Source organism: Streptomyces lydicus (assembly GCF_001729485.1).
GTDB lineage: Bacteria > Actinomycetota > Actinomycetes > Streptomycetales > Streptomycetaceae > Streptomyces > Streptomyces lydicus_D.
Genome location: NZ_CP017157.1, coordinates 8,103,544 through 8,127,659 on the forward strand (window position 1 = coordinate 8,103,544; position 24,116 = coordinate 8,127,659).

The 24,116-nt window shown below is 73.1% G+C and carries 22 protein-coding genes and 1 pseudogene; 12 read left to right on the forward strand and 11 right to left on the reverse strand.

Features of this window, described 5'->3' with window-relative positions; genetic code table 11:
* Positions 1 to 97: 97 nt before the first annotated feature.
* On the reverse strand, positions 98 to 1,003 hold the full coding sequence (locus SL103_RS35200) for a MerR family transcriptional regulator (RefSeq protein ID WP_069573117.1): 906 nt from the start codon (positions 1,001 to 1,003) through the stop codon (positions 98 to 100).
* 336 nt (positions 1,004 to 1,339) lie between these two features.
* On the opposite strand from SL103_RS35200, the gene SL103_RS35205 reads away from it, so the two are divergent.
* The 5 genes from SL103_RS35205 to mltG all read left to right on the forward strand — a co-directional run bounded on the left by SL103_RS35205 (position 1,340) and on the right by mltG (position 6,656).
* The gene (locus SL103_RS35205) at positions 1,340 to 1,663 is read left to right on the forward strand and encodes an SAV_915 family protein (RefSeq protein WP_069573118.1); all 324 of its coding nucleotides are present in this window, start codon (positions 1,340 to 1,342) and stop codon (positions 1,661 to 1,663) included.
* A 13-nt stretch (positions 1,664 to 1,676) separates the two neighbouring features.
* The gene (lysA, locus tag SL103_RS35210) at positions 1,677 to 3,137 is read left to right on the forward strand and encodes a diaminopimelate decarboxylase (protein ID WP_079146147.1); all 1,461 of its coding nucleotides are present in this window, start codon (positions 1,677 to 1,679) and stop codon (positions 3,135 to 3,137) included.
* Between the two features lie 168 nt (positions 3,138 to 3,305).
* Complete coding sequence (locus SL103_RS35215) at positions 3,306 to 4,052, forward strand: FadR/GntR family transcriptional regulator (protein ID WP_069573119.1); 747 nt, start codon at positions 3,306 to 3,308, stop codon at positions 4,050 to 4,052.
* 208 nt (positions 4,053 to 4,260) lie between these two features.
* Positions 4,261 to 5,523, forward strand: coding sequence for a CynX/NimT family MFS transporter (locus SL103_RS35220; protein WP_069573120.1), 1,263 nt, complete (start codon positions 4,261 to 4,263; stop codon positions 5,521 to 5,523).
* Positions 5,524 to 5,852: 329 nt separating this feature from the next.
* Positions 5,853 to 6,656 (forward strand): endolytic transglycosylase MltG, encoded by an 804-nt coding sequence (gene mltG / locus SL103_RS35225; protein WP_069574424.1) that lies wholly within the window; start codon positions 5,853 to 5,855, stop codon positions 6,654 to 6,656.
* A gap of 108 nt (positions 6,657 to 6,764) precedes the next feature.
* On the opposite strand, the gene SL103_RS35230 is transcribed toward mltG, so the two are convergent.
* From SL103_RS35230 to SL103_RS35245, 4 genes are read right to left on the reverse strand one after another with little or no spacing between them, the layout of a single operon-like run.
* Positions 6,765 to 7,541, reverse strand: coding sequence for an ABC transporter permease subunit (locus SL103_RS35230; RefSeq protein ID WP_079146149.1), 777 nt, complete (start codon positions 7,539 to 7,541; stop codon positions 6,765 to 6,767).
* Positions 7,542 to 7,561: 20 nt separating this feature from the next.
* Positions 7,562 to 8,473 carry an ABC transporter ATP-binding protein gene (locus SL103_RS35235; protein ID WP_069573122.1) on the reverse strand — a complete coding sequence of 304 codons (912 nt, stop codon included), beginning with the start codon at positions 8,471 to 8,473 and terminating at the stop codon, positions 7,562 to 7,564.
* Positions 8,474 to 8,522: 49 nt separating this feature from the next.
* Positions 8,523 to 9,443, reverse strand: a complete 921-nt coding sequence (locus tag SL103_RS35240; RefSeq protein WP_069573123.1) for an ABC transporter permease — start codon at positions 9,441 to 9,443, stop codon at positions 8,523 to 8,525.
* Positions 9,433 to 10,494 (reverse strand): ABC transporter ATP-binding protein, encoded by a 1,062-nt coding sequence (locus SL103_RS35245; RefSeq protein ID WP_069573124.1) that lies wholly within the window; start codon positions 10,492 to 10,494, stop codon positions 9,433 to 9,435. Before SL103_RS35245 ends, SL103_RS35240 begins: the two co-directional genes overlap by 11 nt.
* A 310-nt stretch (positions 10,495 to 10,804) precedes the next feature.
* Here SL103_RS35245 and SL103_RS35250 point away from each other — a divergent pair, with 310 nt between their 5' ends.
* The 4 genes and pseudogenes from SL103_RS35250 to SL103_RS35260 all read left to right on the forward strand — a co-directional run bounded on the left by SL103_RS35250 (position 10,805) and on the right by SL103_RS35260 (position 14,979).
* A complete protein-coding gene (locus SL103_RS35250) occupies positions 10,805 to 11,671 on the forward strand; it encodes a M24 family metallopeptidase (protein ID WP_069573125.1) in 867 nt (288 codons plus the stop codon).
* Positions 11,672 to 11,778: 107 nt separating this feature from the next.
* The gene (locus SL103_RS35255; protein WP_069573126.1) at positions 11,779 to 13,554 is read left to right on the forward strand and encodes an SDR family oxidoreductase; all 1,776 of its coding nucleotides are present in this window, start codon (positions 11,779 to 11,781) and stop codon (positions 13,552 to 13,554) included.
* 106 nt (positions 13,555 to 13,660) lie between these two features.
* Positions 13,661 to 13,810, forward strand: a pseudogene (locus SL103_RS39480) (metal-dependent hydrolase); the annotation flags it as partial.
* Between the two features lie 29 nt (positions 13,811 to 13,839).
* Positions 13,840 to 14,979 (forward strand): MerR family transcriptional regulator, encoded by a 1,140-nt coding sequence (locus SL103_RS35260; protein ID WP_069573128.1) that lies wholly within the window; start codon positions 13,840 to 13,842, stop codon positions 14,977 to 14,979.
* Between the two features lie 80 nt (positions 14,980 to 15,059).
* Here SL103_RS35260 and SL103_RS35265 read toward each other — a convergent pair whose 3' ends face one another.
* Positions 15,060 to 16,406 carry a carotenoid oxygenase family protein gene (locus SL103_RS35265; protein ID WP_069573129.1) on the reverse strand — a complete coding sequence of 449 codons (1,347 nt, stop codon included), beginning with the start codon at positions 16,404 to 16,406 and terminating at the stop codon, positions 15,060 to 15,062.
* Positions 16,403 to 16,993 (reverse strand): hypothetical protein, encoded by a 591-nt coding sequence (locus SL103_RS35270; RefSeq protein ID WP_069573130.1) that lies wholly within the window; start codon positions 16,991 to 16,993, stop codon positions 16,403 to 16,405. The genes SL103_RS35265 and SL103_RS35270 overlap by 4 nt, the downstream gene beginning before the upstream one ends.
* A gap of 120 nt (positions 16,994 to 17,113) precedes the next feature.
* On the opposite strand from SL103_RS35270, the gene SL103_RS35275 reads away from it, so the two are divergent.
* Both SL103_RS35275 and SL103_RS35280 read left to right on the forward strand, forming a co-directional pair.
* The gene (locus tag SL103_RS35275) at positions 17,114 to 17,785 is read left to right on the forward strand and encodes a PadR family transcriptional regulator (RefSeq protein WP_079146152.1); all 672 of its coding nucleotides are present in this window, start codon (positions 17,114 to 17,116) and stop codon (positions 17,783 to 17,785) included.
* Between the two features lie 155 nt (positions 17,786 to 17,940).
* On the forward strand, positions 17,941 to 18,483 hold the full coding sequence (locus SL103_RS35280; RefSeq protein ID WP_069573131.1) for an RNA 2'-phosphotransferase: 543 nt from the start codon (positions 17,941 to 17,943) through the stop codon (positions 18,481 to 18,483).
* A 67-nt stretch (positions 18,484 to 18,550) separates the two neighbouring features.
* Here SL103_RS35280 and pspAB read toward each other — a convergent pair whose 3' ends face one another.
* The 3 genes from pspAB to SL103_RS35295 form a co-directional block, all read right to left on the reverse strand.
* Entirely contained in the window at positions 18,551 to 19,114 is a 564-nt protein-coding gene (gene pspAB / locus SL103_RS35285; protein ID WP_069573132.1) for a PspA-associated protein PspAB, read from the reverse strand.
* A gap of 69 nt (positions 19,115 to 19,183) precedes the next feature.
* A complete protein-coding gene (gene htpX, locus SL103_RS35290; RefSeq protein WP_069573134.1) occupies positions 19,184 to 20,083 on the reverse strand; it encodes a zinc metalloprotease HtpX in 900 nt (299 codons plus the stop codon).
* A gap of 258 nt (positions 20,084 to 20,341) precedes the next feature.
* On the reverse strand, positions 20,342 to 21,241 hold the full coding sequence (locus SL103_RS35295; RefSeq protein ID WP_069573135.1) for an LLM class flavin-dependent oxidoreductase: 900 nt from the start codon (positions 21,239 to 21,241) through the stop codon (positions 20,342 to 20,344).
* A gap of 152 nt (positions 21,242 to 21,393) precedes the next feature.
* Between SL103_RS35295 and SL103_RS35300 the strand changes: the two genes are divergently transcribed.
* Positions 21,394 to 22,323: a Cof-type HAD-IIB family hydrolase gene (locus SL103_RS35300; RefSeq protein ID WP_069573136.1), complete on the forward strand. Its 930-nt coding sequence runs from the start codon at positions 21,394 to 21,396 to the stop codon at positions 22,321 to 22,323.
* A gap of 13 nt (positions 22,324 to 22,336) precedes the next feature.
* Here the strand turns inward: SL103_RS35300 and SL103_RS35305 are convergent, their stop codons facing one another.
* A complete protein-coding gene (locus tag SL103_RS35305; protein ID WP_069573137.1) occupies positions 22,337 to 24,016 on the reverse strand; it encodes a GAF domain-containing sensor histidine kinase in 1,680 nt (559 codons plus the stop codon).
* Positions 24,017 to 24,116: the final 100 nt, after the last annotated feature.

Below are 24,116 nucleotides of genomic sequence, written 5' to 3' on the forward strand. Positions count from 1 at the left end.
GGGCGGAGGTGTGGTCCGGGCGGGGCCGGGTGCGGCGGCGTGCGCAGGGGGCGGGGGCGGCTCCCGCCTCCTGCGGTCCGACCGGTGGCCGGTTCGGCTAAGCCCTGGCCACCGGTTCCTGGATCTCCGTGACCCACTTCTCCTGATCCGGCGGGCACTCCAGGTACAGCTCACGGGCGTACCCGGCGGAGCGGTAGCCGTTCTCGTCGATCCAGTGCGCGAGGTTCTGCGCGGTGGGCAGGATCCGGCTCATCGGGCCGCGGTGCACCACCGTGGCCGCGCACTCCAGGCCGGGCACGGTGACGACGTCGAAGCCGAGGCCGGTCGCGTCGGGGACGCCGGGGCGGCCCGTCGAGCCGTCGTGTGTGGCGCCCGCCTTGGCCAGCGCCTCCGAGGTGACCGCGAGTCCCGCGTGGACGACGACGGCCCCGTCGCCGCCCTCCTCGTGCGCCGCGGCGTCCCCCGCCACGGCCTCGTAGTACGCCAGTCCCGGTCCCGCCGGAGTCACCCCGGCGGTCTCCAGCAGCCGGCACAGCTCGGCGTAGAGCGGCGTGATCACCGGTCCGATGTCCTCCGGCCCGTAACTGGCGGCGACCCCGCGCAGCTCGGCGAGCAGAACCGTTCTGGTGCGCTTGACCACCACATCGTCGGCAGACATGCGTCCCTCACTCTCGATCGTCCGGAGCCTCGCCTCGACCTGCGTCAGCCGCGCACCGGCCGCCGTCAGCGCCGCCTCCAGCTCCGCCTGCCGCAGCCGCAGCATGCCGCGCAGTTCCTCGGCGCTCAGCTCCTCCGCCAGGATCGCCGCCACCTGCTGGAGGCTGAATCCGAGGTCCTTGAGGGCGATGATGCGGTTGAGCCGGGCGAGCTGGGCCGCCTCGTAGAAGCGGTAGCCGCTGACGGGGTCGGTACGGGCCGGGCGCAGCAGCCCGATCGCGTCGTAGTGGCGCAGCATGCGGGCCGACACGCGGCCGTACCGGGCGAAGTCTCCGATGGTGAACATGACGCCTCCCAGTGGAATGCTTTCCACAGTGTCAAGGTCAAGCGTGGTCCCGGGGGCCACGGTCGAGCGCGGTCCCGGGCGCCGAGGTCAAGCGCGGTCCGGCGGTCCCGTCCACGGGTGGGGGACAGGGTGCGAGGTGCCCGGTTGTCACCGCCGTCCCACAATCGGCCACCGGGCAGCAGCATCGCGTCAAGTAGCGTCCCTAACCCGTCAATGACGCGTCAGCGAGCGGCGGAGGGGTCCGTTCCCCGGGCATAGCGTCGTCAGAGCCGAGCCCCGGCGCAAGCGTCATCCACCGGTCCGGGGCGGCCGATGTCCTGTTCGAGGAGCAACGCCGTGTCCCACCACCTCTACGCGGAAGATCCCGAGCCTTCTGATCGTGTCCCGGCCGGGCCCTTGTTCGTCCCCGTCCGGTCGGGCCCCGCGGGCTGTACGGCCCGTCTGTTCCGCACGCCGCTCGGTGGCCGTACCGCCGTCGGCTTCACCTCCGCCCAGCGGCTGGCCGCGGCCCTCGGCGCCGGCCAGCCCTGGATCCGGCTCTCCGAGCCCGCCCTGCGCGCGCTGGCCGAACCCGTCGGGGCCACCGTGGTGACCAACCCGCGGCTGACGCCCGAGGTGGCGCGGATGCCGCGCGCGCACCAGCACCTACGGGCCGTGTGAGGGGTGACGGCGCATGAGTCACAGCACGCTGCCCCGGGCCGCGCAGGAAGCCGGCGCCCCGCCGGCCGCCACCGTGGCCGCCTCGCCCGCCCCGTCGTCCGCACCGGCGTCCGCGCCCGCGCCGGCGTCCCCACCGGGCGCGCGGCCGGCCGCCCCCCGTACCGCCACGCCCCGTATCGCCGTCCGGTCCGTCTGGCCGGCCTCCGCGGTACCGCTCGCCCGCGGTGACGTCGCGGTGGCCGGGGTGCCGCTCACCGAGCTGGCCGACCGCTTCGGCACCCCCACCTACGTCCTGGACGAGGACGAGGTGCGCCACCGCTGCCGCACCTACCTGCGCGCCTTTCCCGGCGCCGACGTCTACTACGCGGCCAAGGCGTTCCTGTGCCGCGCCCTGATCCACTGGGTGCAGGAGGAGGGCCTCGGCCTGGACGTCTGCTCCGCGGGCGAGCTGGAGCTGGCCGTGACCACCGGCTTCCCCGCCGAGCGGATCGTGCTGCACGGCAACGCCAAGAGCCCGGCCGACCTGCGGACCGCGCTGCGGTTCGGCGTCGGCCGCATCGTCATCGACTCCACCTCGGAGATCGCCCGGCTGGCCGCCGCGGTTCCGGCGGAGAGCCGGCAGAAGGTGCTGATCAGGGTCGTGCCGGGGATCGCCGCGGGCGGCCACGCGAAGATCCGCACGGGGACCGACGACCAGAAGTTCGGGCTGTCGATCGCCGACGGCTCCGCGCAGCACGCCATCACCCGGGTCCTCAGCCAGCCACGTCTCGAACTGGTCGGCCTGCACTGCCACTTGGGCTCCCAGATCACCACCGTCAAGCCGTATCTGTCGGCCGTCCGGCGGCTGGTCGGCCTGCTCGCCCGGATACGTGAGCAGCACGGCGTCACCCTGCCCGAGCTGGACCTCGGCGGTGGCCACGGGGTCGCGTACCGCCCCGGCGAGCCCGCGCTCGACACCGTCGCGCTGGGCACCCGGATCCGTGCGGAGCTGGCGCGCGGCTGTGCGGCGGCAGGGCTGCCGGTGCCACGGCTGGCCGTCGAGCCCGGCCGCGCCGTCGTGGGTCCGGCCGGTGTGGTGCTCTACCGGGTGCTGGCCGTCAAACGGACCGGGGCGCACACGTTCGTGGCGGTGGACGGTGGAATGAGCGACAACCCGCGGCCCGCGCTGTACGGGGTGCGCTACGCGCCCCGGCTGGTCGGCCGGGCCTCGCCCGCCGCGCCGGAGCCGGTCACCGTCGTCGGCCGGCACTGCGAGGCCGGTGACGTGCTCGCCACCGATGTCCAGCTGCCCGGCGACATCCGGCCCGGGGACCTGCTGGCCGTGCCGGTCGCCGGCGCGTACCACCTCTCCATGGCCTCCGGTTACAACCTGGTGGGGCGTCCGCCGGTCATCGCGGTCGCCGACGGCCGGGCGCGGGTGCTCGTACGGCGGGAGTCCCTGGCGGACATCCAGGGGCGGGACGTCGGGTTGTGAGACGGGTGGGGCCCCGGGATCGGCCGGGGCCCCACCCCCGGCCCGCTCGGACCTCACGGCTTATGTGTACGCTGAAACCATCAGTTGTAGGATGACCGGGCAACACGGCCGGTACCGCGAAGGCGCGAGCACGCCGCGGAAACGGCGCAGGAACGGGGCGACACGGACATGGCACTGCAGGCAGCGGGGCGACACTCCCTCGTGGACACCGTCGTCGACGCCCTGCGGACCCAGCTCTCGGGCGGGGAGTGGCCGGTGGGGTCCCGTATCCCCGGCGAGCACGCACTCGCCGAGCAGCTCCAGGTCGGCCGGAACACCGTCCGTGAGGCAGTACGGGTGCTGGTGCACGCCGGGCTGCTGCGGTCACGGCAGGGCGAGGGCACGTTCGTCGTCTCCACCGCGGACCCCGGCGACCTGATGCGCGGCGTCCAACGGGCCGGTATCCGCGACGTCCTGGAGCTGCGGATCGCACTGGAGGCGGAGGCCGCCCGGCTGGCCGCGCTGCGGCACCGGCCCGCCGACCTGGAGCGGATGCGCGCGGCCCTGGACGCCCAGGCCGAGCTGGCGGACGCGGACGGGCGGCCCCGCGCGGACAGCCTGGAGCTCTACGCCGACCATGACATCGCCTTCCACAGAGCCGTGGTCGAGGCCGCCCACAACACGGCGCTGACCGCGACGTACGGATGGTTCAGCAGCTCGGTGCGGGAGGCGCTGGTCAGCGCGCTGGACGATCAGGCGATGCCGCAGATCGTGCACGGCGATCACCGTGCCGTCCTGGAGGCGATCGAGGCGGGCGACCCGGCGGCGGCGGAGCGCGCCACCCGCGACCTGCTGGAGAAGCCGAAACGGGCCGTCGAAGCGCTGCTGGGCGCCGAGAGCCGGTGGGGCGCCGCGGAGCCGTCCGGCACCCCCTAGGGCCTGGTGGCTGACAGCCGGCGACGCTCCTCACCGGCCGTTCCCCGTCCCGCCTCCCCCGGCATCCCCAAGACTCCCGCGAACACGTTTGGTGAGGTACGTACGCATGTCATCGCCCCCCTCCGAAGCACACCGGCCCGAAGCACATCGGTCCGAAGCAGCCCGGTCCCAAGCGCTCCGGCTCGAAACTCCCTGGTCGGAAGCGCCCTTGATCGACGCCGAGGAGGAGCTGGTCGCGGCGCCACCCGTCACCGCGGCCCGACGGCGGCTGCGGGCCGGGCACCCCGCGCTGCTCCTGGCCGGGATCGTCCTTGCCGCGCTCAACATGCGGGCGGCGCTGGCCGGGGTCTCCCCGCTGCTCGGTGAGATCGGCGCGCACTTCCACCTCGCCGCGGCCGCCAGCAGCCTGGTGACCACCATCCCGCTGATCTTCATGGGCCTGGGTTCGATCGCCGCGCCGAAGCTGGCGGCCCGCTGGGGCACCGAGGCGGTGCTGTGCGGGGCGCTGGTCACCCTGTGCGGCGGGATCGTGCTGCGGATCGCGCCGCCGATGGTCGCGCTGTTCGTCGGCTGCGCGGTGGTCGGCGCGTCCATAGCCCTGCTGAACGTGCTGATGCCGGGCCTGATCAAACGGGACTTCCCCGAGCGGGCCGCCGGCATGACGGCGCTGTACTCGACGGCGATGATCCTGGGCGCCACCGTCTCGGCGGCCACCGCGGTCCCGCTGGAGAACGCGCTCGGCGGCTGGCAGGGTTCGCTGGTCTCCTGGTCGCTGCTGGCCGCCGTCGCCGCGGTGGTCTGGGTCCCGCAGGCGTTGCTGACCCGGCGCGGCACCGGCCACGGCACGCCCGCGGCCACCACCGCGCCCGCGCCGCAGGACGGCCCGAAGCTGAGCCGCTCCCCGTTGGCCTGGCAGGTCACGCTCTTCATGGGCTCGCAGTCCCTGGTCGCGTACGTGATCATCGCCTGGATGCCGACGATCTTCACCGACCACGGGATGGACAAGGCCACGGCGGGCCTGGTCTTCGCCTTCAGCACGCTGGTGCAGATGGCCGGTTCGTTCGTCGTGCCGATGCTCGCGGGGCGGATGCGGCGGCAGCGGCTGCTGGGTGTGGCGGTGGCCGCACTGATGGCCTGTGGTGTGACCGGGCTGCTGCTGGCGCCGGTGGCGGGCGCCTGGCTGTGGGCGGCGCTGCTCGGCACCGGGCAGGGCGGTGCGCTGGGGCTGGCCCTGACGATGATGGTGCTGCGCTCCGGTGACGCACACACCGCCGCCCGCCTCTCCGGCATGTCCCAGTCCGGCGGCTATCTGCTGGCCGCCGCCGGCCCGCTGGTCCTCGGCGCCGTCCACCAGGCCACCGGCGGCTGGACGGTGCCGCTTCTGCTGCTGCTCGCCGTGTGCGCGGGCATCGCACTGCTGGGCATGGGCGCGGGCCGCGACCGACGGATCGGGGACGGGCGCCGGGCGTAGCGGCCTGGCGCGGTACGGGCCGGGGGTCGGGCGTAGCGGCCTGGCGCGGTACGGGCCGGGGGTCGGGCGTAGCGGCCGGGCGCTGTACGGGCCCGGGAGCCGGCCGCCGGCGGGGGCGGGAACGCGGCTCCGACGGTCCGGGGCGGCGGCCGGCCCCCCCGGTGGCCGATGCATCGGTCCGGATGTTGCCCCTGGTGAGGGAGGGTGTGTGCGGCGGTGCGGGAGAGCGGGTGTGGGCGATATGACGACAGGGTGAACGCTCTCCCTCGTCGGCAACGATCCGGGGGTGGCCGGCCCCCTTCCGTCAGGCCGTGGCCTACCGTGCCCTCATGAGCGACGTGCAGCGCACCAATCGCCGGCCGGCTCCGCGGTTCTCCCGCACCGGCCGGCTCATTCTTGTGGCCGTGCTGGCCGTCCTGGTCGTCCTCGCCGTGGTGCTCGTGCCGCGACTGCTGCGCGGGCCGGGGGAGACGCTGACGGTCCCGGAAGGACAGCGCGCCGGACAGATCTACGCCGCCGCCGACAAGGCACTGCATCGGCCGAGCGGCTCCACCGCGAAGGCCGCCAGGAGCGCGCGGCTCCCGCTGCCGGCCGAGGCCAAGGGCAACCCGGAGGGCTACCTCTTCCCGGCGACGTATCCGATCGACTCGGACACCACGCCGGCGTCACTGGTGTCGTACATGGTCAAGACCGCCAACCAGCGGCTCGCCGACGACCACATCACCTCCTACCGGACGGTGGTGATCGCCAGCATCGTGCAGGCCGAGGCGGACCGGCCGGCCGACATGGGCAAGGTGGCCCGGGTCATCACCAACCGGCTCGCGCGGCACATGCCGCTCCAGATGGACTCGACGATCAACTACGCGCTGGGCCGCAGCACCCTGCGCACCAGCCACGCCGACACCCGGACCAAGAGCCCGTACAACACCTACCGGTACCCGGGCCTGCCGCCCACCCCGATCGACAACCCCGGGGCGGACGCGCTGAAGGCGGCCGGCGCCCCGCCTGCCGGCGACTGGCTGTACTTCGTCACCGTCAAGCCGGGCGACACCCGCTTCACCGCGGACTACCAGGAGCATCTGCGCAACGTCCGGGAGTTCAACGACCGGCAGCGGAGCGGCGGGGGCGCGTAGTCCGGGGCGCATGGCCCGGGGCGTGTGGTCCCGGGCGCATGGTCCGGGGCGTGTGGTCCCGGACGTGCCGTTCGATCGCGCCGGGCCGACACGCCCCGCCGTCGGGGCCTACTCCTCGCCCGCCAGGGTGAGTGCCTTGAGGCGGCGCGAGGCGTACCAGGTCGCACCGGCCGTGAGGGCCACCAACAGGCCGACCGCGAGCGGCAGCTGGACGTCGGAGCTGATCGCGCCCTCGGCCGCCGCCTTCTGGCCCAGGGCCAGCGCCCACTGCTGGATGCTGAGGGTGCGCGCGCCGGGAACGAGGTTGCCGAAGAGCGACTCCCAGACCAGGGCGTAGACCAGGCCGAAGACCACGGCGTGCCGGGTGATCGTGCCGAAGAGCAGGAACAGGGCGCTGTAGGCGATCGAGGCGATCGCCGCGGCGACGGCGTAACCCACCGCTATCTGCTGGCTGTTGCCGTTGAGGAGGAAGCCCGCGAGCAGGACCGGTATCGCCGAGAACGCGACCGTGACGCCGATCGCGACCAGCAGCTTGGTGAGGATGATCGTCGGCCGGGGCACGGGCTTGGCCAGGAGGTAGACCACCGAGCCGTCGTCGATCTCCGGGCCGATCGCACCCGTCCCGGCGATCACGCCGATCAGCGGCACCATCGTGCCCAGTGCGAAGGTGCCCAGGATGCCGCCGGCGGTGGTGTCGTCGGCGCCGGTCAGCGTGCGGACGGCCACCGCGATGATCACCAGGAGGGCGGGCAGTGCGAAGAGGATCATGGCTCGCCGCCGGCCGAGCAGGGCGCGGTAGGTGAGCCGGGCGACGGTCGGGTGGAACAGCGCGGCCCTGGGGGCGGCGCCGGACGCCGGCGGTGCCGTCGGAGTGGTCGTGGACATGCGTCAGGCTCCTTTCAGCCTCAGGCCGTTACGAGGTAGGAGAAGACGGATTCCAGCGATTCGTCGGAGGGTGAAACCGTCAGCAGGCGGATGCCGTGGTCGCGGGCGACCCGGGGCAGGAGAGCGGTGAAGCGGGCGAAGTCGACCGCCTGGACGCGCAGCGCGCCCTCGGCGAGGTCGACCTCGATGCCGGACGTCGAGGGGTCGGCGATCAGCGCCCCGGCCAGCGCCCGGTCGTTGTCCGACCGGACCAGATAGCGGTGCGGGCGGTCGGTCATCAGACGGCGGATCTTGCGGAAGTCACCGGACGCGGCGTGCCGGCCGGCCACCACCACCTCGATGTGCGAGGCGAGTTGCTCGACCTCCTCCAGGATGTGCGACGAGAACAGCACCGTACGTCCCTGGTCACCCATCCGCCGCAGCAGTTCCATCAGCTGCATCCGCTGGCGCGGGTCCATGCCGTTGAACGGCTCGTCGAGCAGCAGCACGGAGGGGTCGTGCACCAGCGCGGAGGCCATCTTCACGCGCTGCCGCATGCCCTTGCTGTACGTGGAGATCTTGCGGTCCTGGGCGTACTCCATCTCGACGGTGGCCAGCGCACGGCCCGCCTCCTTGCGGCCGAGACCGTGCAACTCCGCGTTGGCCACGACGAATTCGCGCCCGGTGAGGAAGTCGTACATCGCCTCGCGTTCGGGGACGATGCCCATGTGGCGGTAGATACCGGCGTTGCGCCAGATCGTCGTCCCGTCGAGGGTGACGGAGCCGTTGGAGGGCGCGAGAAAGCCGCCCATCATGTTGATCAGGGTGGACTTGCCGGCACCGTTGGGGCCGAGCAGGCCGGTGACGCCGGGGCCGATGGTCATCGTGATGTCGTTGACGGCCACGACGTTGCCGAACCAGCGGGACACGTGGTCGATCGAGAGAGTTGTCATGGGCGCGGCCCATTCCTTCGCGGGGTGGTGGTGGGCGACGGGCGGGCGGTCACAGGCCGGCCTTGCGGTAGCGGCGCATCAGCAGGGCATAGCTGCCGGCGATGACGAGCAGCGTGACGAGGAGGTAGACGAAACCGGCTGCGGTCGTGGGTGCCAGGCCGTTGGGGAAGGAGCTGGTGCCGCCGAGGAAGGTCGACTGCACCCCGTCGATGAGCGTGATCGGGGAGAACAGCCCCAGCCAGCCGACGGCGGACTCGTTGCCCTGGACGAAGGCGATGCCCTGGACCGCGCTCACCGCGCCGTACGGAATGGTCAGCACCGCGATCACGGCGGCGACGCCGAAGCCCCGCCGGGGCGTGAGCGCGGAGATCACCAGACCTATCCCGGCGAACAGCAACGACAGCAGCGCCACGCAGACCAGTCCCTGGGCGAAGCCCTTGGTCTGGTCGAGGAAGTCCAGCTTCGCCAGCAGGGCGCCGACGTAGAGCACCAGCAGGGGTGCGGCGGTGAGGATGAACAGGGCGCTCGCCATCGCCGCGAACTTCGAGGCCACGTAGTCGCCGCGCTCGATGGGGCGGGAGAAGTACAGCGGCACGGTCTTGAAGCGCAGATCGCGGGAGACGGACTGCGGCGCCTGCGCGGCGAGGTAGAGGCCGATGACGGCCTGGAGGTAGACGGCGTAGCGGGTGTAGCCGACCGGCAGGCTGCCGGCCTTGGTGACCACCGTCACCGCCACCATGATCGCGGCGGGCAGGCACATCACCGCGAAGAGCAGCATCGGCAGCACCTTGCTCTTGGCCGAGCGGCCCAGGCCGTAGGCGCCGCGCAGGCTCTGGGAGAACAGCGACCGGCGGGCGTAGGCGCGGCCCAGCCGGGGGCCGTCGTAGTGGCGGTAGCCGATGTTGTGGATGGAGGCCCCGCCCTGCGCGGGGGAGGCGTACGTCGTGGGCGGCGTGGGCTCAGGCGACATCGTGGGCGCCTCCTTCCCGGGTCGGTGCGGCGGGAGCGGCCGGGGCGCCGGGGGCACCCGGAGTGGCGGGAGCGGCCGGGGTGGCGGGGGCGGCCGGGGTGGTCTGTGCCGCGTCCGCGTCGCGGAAGACCTCGGCGATCTGGTGGCGGCGCTGTTCCATCCGGACCAGGCCGAGTCCGAGCCCGGCGACGGTATCGCGCACCAGGTCGTAGGTGTCGTCACCGGCCGCCTCGACGTACAGCAGCCGGCCGGCGGAGGCGAGGCTCTCGGAACCGGGGGCGCCGGCGGTCACGGCGACGCCGGCGCCGGCCAGGGCGGTACGCAGCGCCGCGGTGCCGTCCGGGTGCGCGTCGGTGTCCGTGACCTCGACCGCGAGCGAGGTCGTGACCTGGGTGAACTCATCGGTGGCGGAGGAACGCAGCAGCTTGCCGCCGTCGATGACGACGACGTGGTCGCAGGTGCGCTCCAGCTCGCCGAGGAGGTGGGAGGTCACCAGGACGGAGATGCCGAAGTCGGTGTGCACGCGCCGGATCAGGCCGAGCATCTCGTCCCGTCCGGCCGGGTCGAGGCCGTTGGTGGGCTCGTCGAGGAAGACCAGCTGCGGGTCGTGGACCAGCGCCTGGGCCAGCTTGACACGCTGCTTCATGCCCGTCGAGTAGCCGCCGATGGGGCGGTAGCGCTCCTCGTAGAGGCCGACGTGGCGCAGGGTGTCGGCGGTGCGCTCCCGGGCGGCGGTCGGCGGCAGGCCGGACATCCGGGCCATGTGCACGACGAACTCGGTGGCCGAGACGTCCGGCGGCAGGCAGTCGTGCTCGGGCATGTAGCCGACCCGCTCACGAATGGCGCCGCCGTCCTTGGTCACGTCCAACCCCAGGACGTGGGCGGTCCCCTCGGTGGCCGGGGCCAGGCCGAGGAGGATCTTGATCAGGGTGGACTTGCCGGCGCCGTTGGCACCCACCAGGCCGGTTACGCCGGGGGCGATGTCAACGGAGAGCCGGTCCAAGGCGGTCACCCGCGGGTACCGCTTGCTCAGGCTTTCGGTCACGATCACAGTCACGTCTTCGACGGTAGTGGTGCCCGCCACATCGGTCGTCAGACCAGACGATGGGATGTGGGTCCCCCTGCGGTATTACGGCCCGTAGGGGTTCTCCTGCTTCGAGCGGCCCGACCCTCAGGGTTGCGGGTGCCGGGCGGGAGCACCTCGCGGGTGTTCGGGCGGGGCGCGTTGCCTGCCGGGGCGGGAGCGCGGAGAGCTCAGGGCGTGCGGACCCCTTGACGCAGCCGCCGGCCATTGTCACATTCATCAGTGTCAAGTTACGGGCACGTACCGCGATGAACTGCTCACGGACGGACGGTTGGCGATGGCCTCAGTCACCTCAGCGACCTCAGCAGGAGCCGGAGAACTCACCGCCGAGCTAAGGGGGTTCAGAGAGGTCCAGCGGCTCGCCTACGACTGCGCGGAAGCGGTCGCCGCCCAGCTCAAGCCCGGGGTCACCGAGCGCGCGGCGGCACGGATGCAGCGCGAGTGGCTGCGCGAGCGCGGGGTGCGAGACTGGTTCCATCTGCCGTTCGCCTGGTTCGGCGACCGCACCGCCTTCGTCAACTTCCGGATACCGCTGCAGTTCTTCCCCACCCACCGCGAGCTGGAACCGGGGATGGCCTTCATCCTCGACATGGCCCCCGTCCACAACGGCTTCACGGCCGACATCGGCTACTCCGGCTGCCTCGGGCTCAACCCCGTGCACGACCGGCTGCTCGCCGACCTCGAGAACCACCGGGCGCTGATCCTGCGGGAGGTGCGCGAGCGGCGCCCGTTGCGGGAGATCTACGAGGACGTCGACCGGCTGATGGTGCGGCAGGGCTACGCCAACCGGCACCGCGCCTATCCCTTCGGCGTGATCGCCCACAAGATCGACCGGGTCCGGCAGCGCCGCTGGTCCCCCACCCTCTTCGGGTTCGGCGCCCAGTCCCTCAAGGGCCTCGCCTCCGACGCGCTGCACGGCCACCGCGACGGCTGGTCCCCGCTGTGGAGCCCGTACACCTTTTCCGACCACCCGCCGCAGCCGGGGCTGTGGGCGGTCGAACCCCACCTCGGATTCCGGGGCACGGGCGCGAAGTTCGAGGAGATCCTGGTGGTGACGGACTCCAAGGACCCGCAGGAGAGCGCCTTTTGGCTGGACGACGATCTGCCGCATGTGCGGCGCTGGCAGGAGGAGAAGGCCGCGTGAACACGGGACGTGGACGGGACAAGGGCCGGGACCAGAGGCCGGTGCGGGATCCGGGACAGGGCCCGGGGCGGGGCCCGGGGCGGGGCCCGGGGCGGGAGCCGGTACCGGTGCGGGAGCCGGGCGCGGGGCTCGCGGGGGCCACGGAGCGCTGGGTGCGCACCGGCGGCGTCGAGCTGTGCGTCGCGGAGCTCGGGGACCGGGCGCACCCCACCGTGGTGCTGGTGCACGGCTATCCCGACAGCAAGGAAGTGTGGTCGGAGGTCGCCCGCGGCCTGGCCGACCGCTTCCATGTGGTCCTCTACGACGTCCGGGGCTGCGGCCGGTCCACCGCACCACGGCCCCTGCGCGGCGGCTTCACCCTGGAGAAGCTGACGGACGACTTCCTGGCCGTCGCCGACGCCGTCAGCCCCGACCGCCCGGTCCACCTCGTCGGCCACGACTGGGGTTCCGTGCAGTCATGGGAGTTCGTGACCGTGCCGCGGACGGAGGGCCGGATCGCCTCCTTCACCTCCATGTCGGGCCCGTCACTGGACCACTTCGGCCACTGGATCAAGCGACGGGTGGCCCGCCCCACTCCCCGCCGGGCCGCCCAGCTCCTCGCCCAGGGCGCCAAGTCCTGGTACGTCTACATGCTGCACACCCCCGTGCTCCCCGAACTGGCCTGGAAGGGACCGCTCGGCAAGCGCTGGCCGCAGATCCTGCAGCGGGTGGAGAAGGTCGCGGCCGGCGACTACCCCACCGCCTCGCTGCCGACGGACGCCGCGCACGGCGCCTGGCTCTACCGCGACAACGTGCGCGCAAGGCTCCGCCGGCCCCGCACCGACGCCTATGCGCACTGCCCGGTCCAGCTCGTCACCCCCACCGGGGACGCGTTCCTCTCCCAGCGCCTCTACGACGACCTGGAGCAGTGGGCACCCCGACTGGTGCGGCGCACCCTCCCGGCCAAGCACTGGGTCCCCCGCACCCGCCCCGACCAACTCGTCTCCTGGATCACCGAGTTCGTCACCGCCCGCGAAGAGGGCGACCCGGCGAAGCACGCCACGGCTCCCGGCCCGTACGCGGACCGGTTCGGCGGGCAGCTGGTGCTGGTGACCGGCGCGGCCAGTGGCATCGGCCGGGCGACGGCGTTCGCCTTCGCCGAGGCCGGCGCCCGGGTCGTCGCCGTGGACCGGGACGCCGAGGGCGCGGCCCGGACCGCCGAGATGTCCCGTCTGATCGGTGCTCCACACGCCTGGTCGGAGGTCGTCGACGTCTCGGACGAGGCGGCGATGGAGAAGCTCGCCGACAAGGTCGACACCGAGTACGGCACCGTCGACGTGCTGGTGAACAACGCCGGCATCGGCCTGTCCGGTTCCTTCCTGGAGACCAGCACCGAGGACTGGAAGAAGGTGCTGGACGTCAACCTGTGGGGTGTCATCCACGGCTGCCGGGCCTTCGGGCGGCGGATGGCGGAGCGCGGGCAGGGCGGCCACATCGTCAACACCGCCTCGGCCGCGGCCTTCCAGCCGTCGAAGATGCTGCCCGCCTACAGCACCTCGAAGGCGGCGGTGCTGATGCTGAGCGAGTGCCTGCGCGCCGAGCTGGCCGGCCAGGGCATCGGTGTCTCGGCCATCTGCCCCGGCCTGGTCAACACCAACATCACTGCCACCGCCCGCTTCACCGGTGTCTCCGCCGAGGAGGAGAAGCGCCGCCAGACCAAGGCCGCGCGGATGTACGGGCTGCGGAACTACCCGCCGGAGAAGGTGGCCGACGCCGTGCTGCGCGCGGTGGTGCGCAACGAGGCGGTGGTGCCGGTCACCCCCGAGGCCCGCGGTGCCCATCTGCTGTCCCGCTTCGCCCCACGGGCCCTGCGCACCCTCGCCCGCATGGAGCCGAAGCTCTGACCCCGGCCGAGGCCCCGAGCGCCCCGCCGACTGGAACCGGAGCCCCGGAGCACCGGCGGGCGCCCGGAACACCGGCGGGGGCCCGGAGACGCGGCGGGAGCCCCGGCGTGAGCTGGGAGCGGCGATACCGCGCTATGCGCGGCGGTCGTACCATCCCTCCCAGGAAGGGTCGCCGCGCACGGCCGTCGCCTACCTGGCGTCCTCGCCGGCCGCGCGGGCCGCGGCGGGCGCGGTGGGCCGCGCGGCCGTCTCGTAGCGCGCGGCCATCTCGTGAGGAGCACCGCAGTGACCGAGCAGCCGCCCGCAGCACCCCGCCCGGCCGAATACCGCATCGAGGACCTGGCCCACCTCAGCGGCGCCACGGTCCGCACGATCCGCGCCTACCAGGACCGCGGACTGCTCCCCCGCCCCGAGCGCCGCGGCCGCGCGAACGTCTACGGCGACGCCCATCTGGCGCGGCTGCGCCAGATCGCCGATCTGCTCGACCGCGGCTACACCCTCGCCAGCATCAAGGAACTCCTCCAGGCGTGGGACGCCGGCCTCGACCTCGGCGGGGTGCTGGGGCTGGTCGCCGAGATCGACGGCCCCTGGACCGACGAGAAGGCGGCCCGCATCAGCCGCGCCGACCTGGACGCGGCCTTCGGGGGCACCTCCGACGAGTCCGCGGTCGCCGAGGCCGTCGAGCTGGGAGTCCTGGAACGCCTTCCCGACCGGGACGACGAGTTCCTGGTGCCCAGCCCGCAGGAACTCGCGGTCGCCACCGAACTGCACTCCGCCGGTGTGCCCCTCCTGGCGATCTCCGGGCATCTGCGGGAGGTGCGCGGACAGGTGGAGCACATCGCCGCCCGCTTCCTGGACTTCACCACCGAGCACGTCTTCCAGCCCTTCCTGGACCACCCGCCGACCGAGGCGGAGGCCGCGGAGGCGGCCGCCCTCGTACGCCGGCTGCGCCCGCTGGCCCAGCAGACCATCGACGCCGAACTCGCCCGCGCCATGCGCACCTTGGCCACCCGCTATCTGCGCCAGCACCTCAGCGAGGCGCTCCCGGAGGCCCGGAGGGCGGCCGCGGCCATGGGCCCGGAGCCGCGGGGGACGACCGGAACGAAGGACCCGGCGGCCGAGCGGGCCGCCGGCGTCCACCGGCCCCGGTCCGCCCCCGGGGCGGTCGCGGCCCCCCGTACCGCGACCGCCGCGGAGACGCCCGGCCCGGAGAGGGCCGCCCCGGAAGCCACGGCTTCGGAGGCGGTGGTGCTCCCCGCCGAAGCCGTAGAGGCCGTGCGGGCCCTGGTGGGCGCCGAGCACACCGCGGCGTTCATCACCGCCGCTGCCCGGCGGGAGGTGCAGGCCCGCACCCTGGACGCACTGGCCTCGGGCAGCCCCCGTAGGACGCCCCCCTCGGGTCCCGCGGCGGGCCCCCACGGATAGGACCCGTCACCCTCCGCCCGCTGTCCGCTCTGTGGTGTTGTCAAGGTTCGGGCGGACGCGCCCGCGCACGTCCTGGCCGCTCAACTCGTCGGATCCGGGAGCCAGTTGCCGTGGAAGCCGTAGGGCACGCGCTGCGGAAGGCGGACCGTGGCCACGGGGTCGGCGGATATGTCCTCCGCGTCGAGGATCACCAGATCGCTGGTATCGGTCCGCGCGTCGTGGACGTACGTCATCAGCCATCCCCGGCCGCCGGGGAGGTCGTCCGCCGGGGCAAAGGCCGCTTCGCCCGGCGTGCGGCCCGGACCGAAGTCATGACGGACGACCGCCCCGGTCCGCAGGTCGTAGCGGAGCAGGGCCCCCGGTACGGGGCCGGAACCGGGCAGCTCGCCCGCGGTGGCATGGCCGAAGCGGGCCGGCAGGCCGGCGAGGCGGTCGTCCACCCGTGGGAACTCGCAAGGGTGGTCGTCGAGTTGTTCCTCGGCGACCGTGCCCGAGGTGAGGTCGATCGTCCACCGCCACAGGCAGGGCTGGGCCGGGCCACCGAAGTCCGCGTAGCGCGAGACGTGGAGGACGATGCGGTCGTCACCGTCGTCATGGGCGTTCAGCGCATGGAAGACGTAGCACGGGTCGATGGGCAGCCAGCGGACCTCACCGTACGGGTCGTCGCGGCGCAGCACGCCCAGCCGGGCCCCGTGCTCCGGGTCCCAGCGGTACGGCATGCCGGGGTGGGCACGGTCAAAGACCAGCGGGAGGTCCATGAAGACGACATGGCCGGCGGTCAGGTGGAAGTCGTGCATCATCGTGGACGCCGGCATGTCGACCGGGCGGCTGACCACCAACTCGCCGGCGGCATCGGCGCGGTGGTAGGTGAGGTACGGCGGAGCGACGTCGTAGCCGAAGAAGTGCAGCTCACCGGTGGTCGGGCAGGTCTTGGGGTGGGCGGTCATGGCGGTGGTGAGCCGGCCGCCGAAGTCGTAGGCGCCGACGGTCTCCAGCTCGTGGCCGGGACGACAGTCGATCTCGTAGGGGAGCGAGGTCTCGACCAGGGCGAACGTGCGGCCGGCGTGCCGGACGACATGCGTGTTGGCCACGCCCGCCGCGAGGTTGCGTCGACCCCGTGCGTCCCGGACGGGCAGCCCGTCGGTGAAGGTGGCGGTACGCACCCAGCGGTTGCGGTACGAGACCGCCCGGCCGCCCTCCAGACGCAGGCCGTGGACCATACCGTCACCGAAGAACCAGTGGGGCGACGCGGCGTCCTTCGGGTTGGGGCCGTTGCGCAGGAACCAGCCGCTGAGCTCGGGCGGGATCGTGCCGGCGACCGGGAGGTCGTAGGCGGTCAGCTCCTCCGCGACCGGCGCGAAGTTGCCGGCCATGTGCGGTGCGGGAGCGGTGGACTCGGACGGAGCGGCGGACGAGGTGGTGTTCATGACGCCAAACCTCCCTGGATGTCGGCCCGCGCACCGGCCTGCGCCATGAAGCGGGCACGGGCCCGCTCCGGGTACGAGGCGGTGAAGCGGGCGGGAAGGACGAACCCGGCGACCTGGACGAGGATCGAGAAGATCACGTTCACGGCGTAGGCGGAGGCCACTGCCTGGGCGATCGCACAGAGGGTGAAGGACAGCGCCCACGCGGCCGTGAGCACGACATTGATGCGGCGGAACAGCGGGGTCTCCCAGACCTCCGGCGGCGCCATCCGGCGCGCGATCCCCATCGTGAAGGGCCGCCGGACGGCGATCGACGCCCAGGCGATGAGCGCCAGCCAGCCCATCGAGAGCGCGCTGCCGTACGTCTTGAGGTCGCTGTCGGGGCGGGCGAAGGCCAGCGCGGTGAGCGCCGCGAAGAAGACGATCGTGCCGTACTCCAGCAGGCGGTGGTCGACGGCCAGCCCCGCGGCGCGGTCGGCGATGAGCAGGACGACCGAGGCCACCAGACCGGCGATTGCGCCCCACTGCCAGCCGGCCGAGGACACCCCCGCGAAGACCAGCCACGGGATGAACGCCCGCAGATAGTTCATGGCTCCCCCTTTTTCTTCGCGGCCCCGGATCCCTCACCCGCCGCCACATTCCAACTTCGACATGTCGAACTTAGAACCTCCATCTTTGACATGTCAACAGTGGAAGGTAAAGTACTGACCATGAGCCTGAGACATGCCGTGCTGGGCCTGCTGGCCGAATCCCCCGCGAGCGGCTACGACCTGATGAAGCTGTTCAACGCCACGCTCACCAACGTCTGGCCCGCCACGCAGAGCCAGGTCTACGGCGAGCTCACCAAGCTCACCCACGCCGGGCTGGTCGAGGTGGCCGCCGAGGGCCCCCGAGGCCGCAAGGAATACACCATCACCGGCGAGGGCCTGGAGGAGCTGCGCCACTGGCTCACGGAGGTCGAGCCCAGCGGCCCCGTCCGCCACGACGGCCTGCTGCGGGTCTTCTTCCTCGGCATCATCACCCCGCTCGAAGCGCAGACCTACCTGCTGCAGCAGGCCGAGGGCGCCGCCCGCGCACGGGCCGCGTACGAGCACATCGATGCCACCGCCCAGTGGGACGAGGAGATGATCTCGGTCTACGGACGCATCGCCCTGGAGTACGGCCTCCGGATGTCGGCCACCCAGGAGGAGTGGGCCCGTTGGGCGGCCGAGGAAGTGACGAGCGCGAAGGCGCGAAAGGCGAGCAACCTCGCGCGGGCACAGCACGAACTGGCGCGCGCCCGGCAGGAGGAAAGCCCGCGGGAGGAGGGCCACCGAGAGGTCACCCCGCACGAGGAAGGCACCCAGGAGCACGGCGACCGGCAGGCGCGACAGCAGAAGTAGCGACCGGCGGGACGCCGCGCGTGCCACGGAGCGGGACGCCGCGCGTGCCACGGAGCCGCACGCCGCCCCCGGTGACGAGTGCGCACGCCACCGGGCAGCCCCCGGCCGCTGCGCATTCAGGTGCCGCCCGGCACCCCGCGCGGCACCCTGGAGGCATGACCGACCAGCGCTCCGTGCGCCTCTCGAAATACCTGGCCAAGCATCTGCGGCACCAACCGCAGCGGATCGGACTCACCCTCGACGCCCAGGGCTGGGTGCCCGTCGACGAGCTCCTCTCGGCGGCCTCGCACCACGGATTCCCGTTCTCCCGGGCGGAGTTGGCGGCGGTGGTCGCCGGCAACGACAAGCGGCGGTACACGATCGAGGGCGACCGGATCCGCGCCAACCAGGGCCACACGGTGCCCGTGGACCTCGATCTGCCGCAGGCCGTACCGCCCGCGCACCTCTTCCACGGCACGGTGGCCCGCAGCCTGGCCGCCATCCGGGAGGAGGGGCTGCGCCCGATGTCCCGGCATGCCGTGCATCTCTCGCCCGACCGGGAAACCGCGACCCGGGTGGGGGCGCGGCGCGGCCGACCCGTGGTCCTGACCGTGGACGCCGGGGCGATGCACCGCGCCGGTCATGTCTTTCAGGTCAGCGCCAACGGGGTCTGGCTCACCAGCGGCGTCCCGGCGGCGTTCCTCCGCTCCCCGGACTGAGCCGGCCCGCCCGGCCGGCACGGCCAGCACGGCCCGCTCGCCCTGCCGCCGCCCCGCCTCCCCCCGTTCACAGACCGGGCGCCCCCCACACCGGGAACCACCGCGCCAGATCCTTCTCCACCGTCAGATCATCCCCGAGCATCGCCCGCACCTGGAGTTCCAGCGGGTTGTCGCGCTTCTCGCCCGCGCCCTGCGCCGGTGCGAACGGGTAGAACGTGCCGCGCTTGTAGAGGTAGACCAGCGCCAGCGACCGCTGCCGGTCGTCGCGGAAGCCGACCAGCGAACACAGCAGCTGCGGGCCGAAACCCGCTTCCTCCAGGGACGTGTTGACCGCGTGCAGGTCGTTGACCAGCCCCGCCACGTCCTCCGGCGGATGCCGGACGAGCAGCCAGGTGTAGCCGTAGGCGTCCTGGGTGAACTCCACCGAGCCGTCCAGCAGGGCCCGCGCCTCCTCCTGGATGCGCGCGAACGCCCCGCCCTCGACGCTCGCGAAGCACACCGAGCCCAGCCCGGTGGCCTCGAACCCGGCCGCGGCCTGGAGCGTCACCGCCGCGGACGGCAGCGCGAAAAGCTGGTCGAGATCGGGGCGTACCGGCTTGCTGCGGCCCAGGATGGCGTCCAGAAATCCCATGCGCGACCCAACTCCTCGCTCATCACGGCACATTGATCATTTCCGGCGCCCGGGCCGCCGTCCGCTCCCTCACGGCCGCCCCAGCTCCGCGGCTATCCGGCCGAGCTGCTCCAGCCGCTGCTCCAGCGTCGGGTGCGAGGACAGCAGCTGGTTGAAGCTCTCCTTGTTGAACGCCGGAGCGAAGTAGAAGGCGTTGAACGGCTGGGCCTTGCGCAGGTCTTCGGTCGGGATCCGCGCGATCTGACCGGTGACCTTCGTCAGCGCGGCGGCCAGCGCCGAGGGCCGGCCGGTCAGCAGCGCGGCGGCCCGGTCGGCGGACAGCTCCCGGTAACGGGACAGCAGCCGGGTCAGCAGGAAGCTGATCGCGTAGACGACCACGCTGACGGCGGTGACGATGAGCACGGCGATGGCCGCGTTCTGGTCCCGGTTGTTGCGTCCGACGCCGCTCCACAGGGCGGCGCGGGTGATGATCCCGGCCAGCACGCCGAGGAAGGACGCGATCGTCATCACCGCGACATCGCGGTGCGCGACGTGCGAGAGCTCGTGGGCCAGCACCCCTTCCAGCTCCTCCGGCTCCAGCCGTCGGAGCAGCCCGGTCGTGGCGCAGACCATCGAGTTCTTCTGGTTACGGCCGGTCGCGAAGGCGTTCGGCACGTCCGACTCGGCGATCGCGACCCGCGGTTTGGGCATGTCGGCCAGCGCGCACAGCCGGTCCACGGCCCCGTGCAGCTCGGGTGCCTGCTCCGGCGTGACCTCGCGCGCACCCATGCTGAACGCCGCGATCCGGTCGCTGTACCAGAACTGCGCGACGAACAGGGCCCCGGCGATCAGCAGCACCACCACCCAGGCGCCCTTGAGCAGCACCACCAGCACACTGACGACCACGACGTACAGCAGTCCGATGAGGAACATCGTCGTGACCATGCGCGACGTGAGCCCGCGGTCCGGGGCGAATCGGGTCTGTGCCATGGCTCCTCCACACACACCGCACTTCGCGCAGCGCGACAGCCCGCTCGCGCGCCGGCCTCGCCCGGCGCGCCGCGTCCGCCACACTGCGCCGCTGCCCCGATTCTCCCTCTTCACGGCTATATACGGGGTAAAGCCGAGGCACCGGATGCCGAGCGCGTCGGCCGGCCCGTACGTCGCCCCCGAGGCCCCGCCCCGCAGAGCGCCCTCGGCGCGAGCCGCCCTGCGGGCCGGACCTCGGGGCAGCGCCGCCCCCGCGCCCTACGCGGCGTCCAGCTGCGCCGGCCCCTCCGTGACGATCCGCTCGAAGAGCGCGGTGTCGGCCGCGAAGACGGAATCGGCGATCGGCCAGTGCAGGACCAGCTCGTCGATGCCCAGCTCCGCGTGCCGGCCGGCGAAGTCGACGAAGGCGTCCATGGAGTCCAGCGGGCGGTCCGGCGTGAAGCCGGTCAGCATGATCTTCTGCAGCTCGGCGGCGTCCCGGCCCTGCTCGGCGCACGCCTTGGCGAGCCGTTCGAGCTGCCCGCGGACCGCCGCCAGCGACTCGGCCGGCGTACCGCCCGCGTTCGAGACCTTGGGGTCCCCGGTCGTCACCCACGCCTGGCCGTACCGGGCGGCGAGCTTCAGTCCGCGCGGGCCGGTGGCCGCCACCGCGAACGGCAGCCGCGGACGCTGCACACAGCCGGGGATGTTGCGCGCCTCGTCCGCGGAGTAGTGCACGCCCTCGTACGTGACGGCGTCCTCGGTCAGCAGCCGGTCGAGCAGCCCCACGAACTCGCCGAAGCGGTCGGCCCGCTCGCGCGGCGACCATGCCTCCTGGCCGAGCGCGGTGGCGTCGAAGCCGTTGCCGCCGGCGCCGATGCCCAGCGTGACCCGGCCGTCGCTGATGTCGTCGAGCGAGATCAGCTCCTTGGCGAGGGTGACGGGGTGCCGGAAGTTCGGCGAGGTGACGAGGGTGCCCAGCCGCATCCGGGAGGTGGCGGCGGCGGCCGCGGTCAGCGTCGGGAGGGCGCCGAACCAGGTCTGTTCCCGAAAGGTCCGCCACGAGAGGTGGTCGTAGGTGTACGCGGCGTGGAGGCCCAGCTCCTCGGCGCGCTGCCACACCTCCCGTCCACCGTCGGACCAGCGGCGGACGGGGAGTATCACGGTGCTCAGTCGCATGGGTCCGAGCGTACGGCCGTCCGGGCGCAAGGGGCGATCCGCCGGTATCCGCCGTTCCCGGCCGGTGCCCCGCGGCGGTTCGGCCCGGTTCGTTCGGCTCAAACGCGCAACCCACCGCACTCCTGTGCGCGGTGGTACGGGAAGATGGCCCCGTGACTGATGCCTCCGCCACCCCGCCCCGGGCGCCCGAACCGTCCGTTGCGCCCCGGCTGATCGCCACCGACCTCGACGGCACGCTGCTGCACGACGACAAGACGGTCTCCGACCGGACGATCGCCGCGCTCGCCGCCGCCGAGCGGGCCGGCATCGAGGTGTTCTTCGTCACCGGCCGCCCGGCCCGCTGGATGGGCGTGGTCAGCGATCATGTGCACGGTCACGGCCTGGCGATCTGCGCGAACGGCGCGGCCGTCGTCGATCTGCACCGCGGCGGCCGCATCGTCGAGGTCAGCCCCCTGGAACGCACCATCGCGCTGGACGTCGTGGACGCGCTGCGCGACGCGGCGCCGGGCACCTCGTTCGCGGTCGAGCGCACCAGCGGCATCCACTACGAGCCGCAGTACCCGCCGCTCCTCCTGGACCCGGCCGCGGTCGTCGCGCCCGCCGAGAAGCTGCTGGCCGAGGACTTCGTGACGCCACCGGCCGCCACCGGGAGCGCCGGGGACGACGCCCCCGCGTTCCCCGACCAGCCCGTCATCAAGCTGCTCGCCCACCACCCCGACCTGGAGCCCGACGCGTTCCTCGCGCTGGCCCGTACGGTCGCGGGCCACCTCGCCTCCTTCACCCGCTCCAGCCCCACCGCGCTGCTGGAGATCAGCGGGCCCGGCGTCAGCAAGGCCGGCACCCTCGCGCACTGCTGCGCGGAGCGCGGCATCGCCCCGGAGGAGGTCGTGGCCTTCGGCGACATGCCGAACGACATGGAGATGCTGGCCTGGGCCGGCACCTCGTACGCCATGGCCAACGCGCACCCCGAGGTGCTGGCGGCCACCACCGCCCGTACCGCCTCGAACAACGACGACGGCGTCGCGGTCGTCATCGAGCAGCTCGTGCGGCGCTGCGACGAGGCGGCGAACCGCCCGCGCTGAGCGGCCGCCGGCGCTACAGCGGCGCCTCCCAGGTCACCTTCGTCCCGCTGCCGTCCTCGCCCAGCCCCGGACCGTACGCACTGGCGCCGCCCAGCGACTCGGCGCGCTTGGCGAGATTGCGCAGACCGCTGCGCCGGCCGCCGTCCGGTATGCCGATGCCGTCGTCGGCGACGGTGAGCCGGACGCCGTCGGTGCCGTCCGGGAGGGTGACGGTGGCGTCGACGACGACCTCGATCCGCGAGGCCCCGGCGTGCCGGAAGGCGTTCGACAGCGCCTCGCGCAGCGCGGCGATCAGGTTCTTGCCGGTCAGCTCGCCGACCCGGGCGTCGACCGGGCCGACGAAGGCGGCGGACGGCTGGAAGCCGAGCGGTACGGCGGCGGTGCCGATCTCCCGCAGTACCCGGGTCCGCAGGCCGGCCGGCGCCTCGGCCGGGCCCTGCTGCAGGGCGAAGATCGCGGTCCGGATCTCCTGGATGGTGACGTCCAGCTCGTCGACGGCCTTGCCGACGCCGCGCGCCACCTCCGGCACCACCGTCCTGCGCTGGGCGCTCTCCAGGATCATGCCGGTCGCGAACAGCCGTTGGATGACGAGGTCGTGCAGGTCACGGGCGATCCGGTCGCGGTCCTCGAAGACCGCCAGCCGTTCCCGGTCGCGCTGGGCGTCGGCCAGCACCAGCGCCAGCGCGGCCTGCGCGGCGAACTGGGTGGCCAGCGTCCGCTCCGCGGCGGTGAACGGGCGGGCGCCCCGGGACCGCGGGGTCGCCAGCGTGCCGAGGACCCGGCCGCCGCTCTTCAGCGGCAGCATCATGCTCGGCCCGAAGCGGGCGGCGACGTGCGTGACCATACGGGGGTCGGTGGCCGAGTCGTCCACGAACACCGGCTCACCGGCGAGGAGTTGTTCGGCCACCGGGCTGTCGGACGGGATGTGCGTGCCCAGGATCCCGGCGGGGTCGTCGGCGGACACCGCGACGATCTCCAGACCGCCCTCGTCGTCGGGCAGCAGCACGATGCCGGCCGCCGACTCGGCCAGCTTGCGGGCCTGCTCGGCGACCACCGCCAGTGCGTCGTCCACATCGCTGCCGGCGAGGAGTTCGGTGGTCACCGCCACCGAACCGTCGATCCACCGCTCCCGCTGCCGGGTCGCCGCGTACATCCGGGCGTTGCCGATCGCGATGCCGGCCTCGGTGGCCAGCACCCGCACCATGTGCAGGTCCTCCTCGCTGAACTCCCCGCCGCCGCGCTTCTCCGTCAGATAGAGGTTGCCGAAGATCTCCCCCTGCACCCGCACCGGCACCCCCAGGAACGTCCGCATCGGCGGGTGCCCCGGGGGGAAACCGGCCGACCGCGGGTCCCGGGTGAGGTCGCCGAGGCGCAGCGGCTCGGGGTTGTGGATGAGCGCGCCGAGCAGGCCCTTGTGGCCGTCGGGCAGCGCCCCGATCCGCTCGTGCTCCCGCGCGGTCACGCCGTAGGTGACGAAGTCCGACAGCCCCTCGCGGGCGTCGTCGATGATCCCGATGGCGGCGTAGCGGGCGTCGGCCAGCTCCGCCGCGGTCTCCACGATCCGGTCGAGGGTGATGTGCAGGTCCAGGCCCGCGCCGACCGTCCGCATCGCCTCCAGCAGCTGCGGCACCCGCGCGGTCAGCTCCGAGGACAGCCCCCGCAGGCTGCGGGTGGCCTCGGTGGCGGCCTCCATCGGATCGGGGGCCGGGCCCGCGCCGCCGGCCCCGGGGGCCGGGGGCTCCGGGCGTGGGTTTCCTGCGGTGGCTGCCATGCCCACGAGCCTAATAACCGGG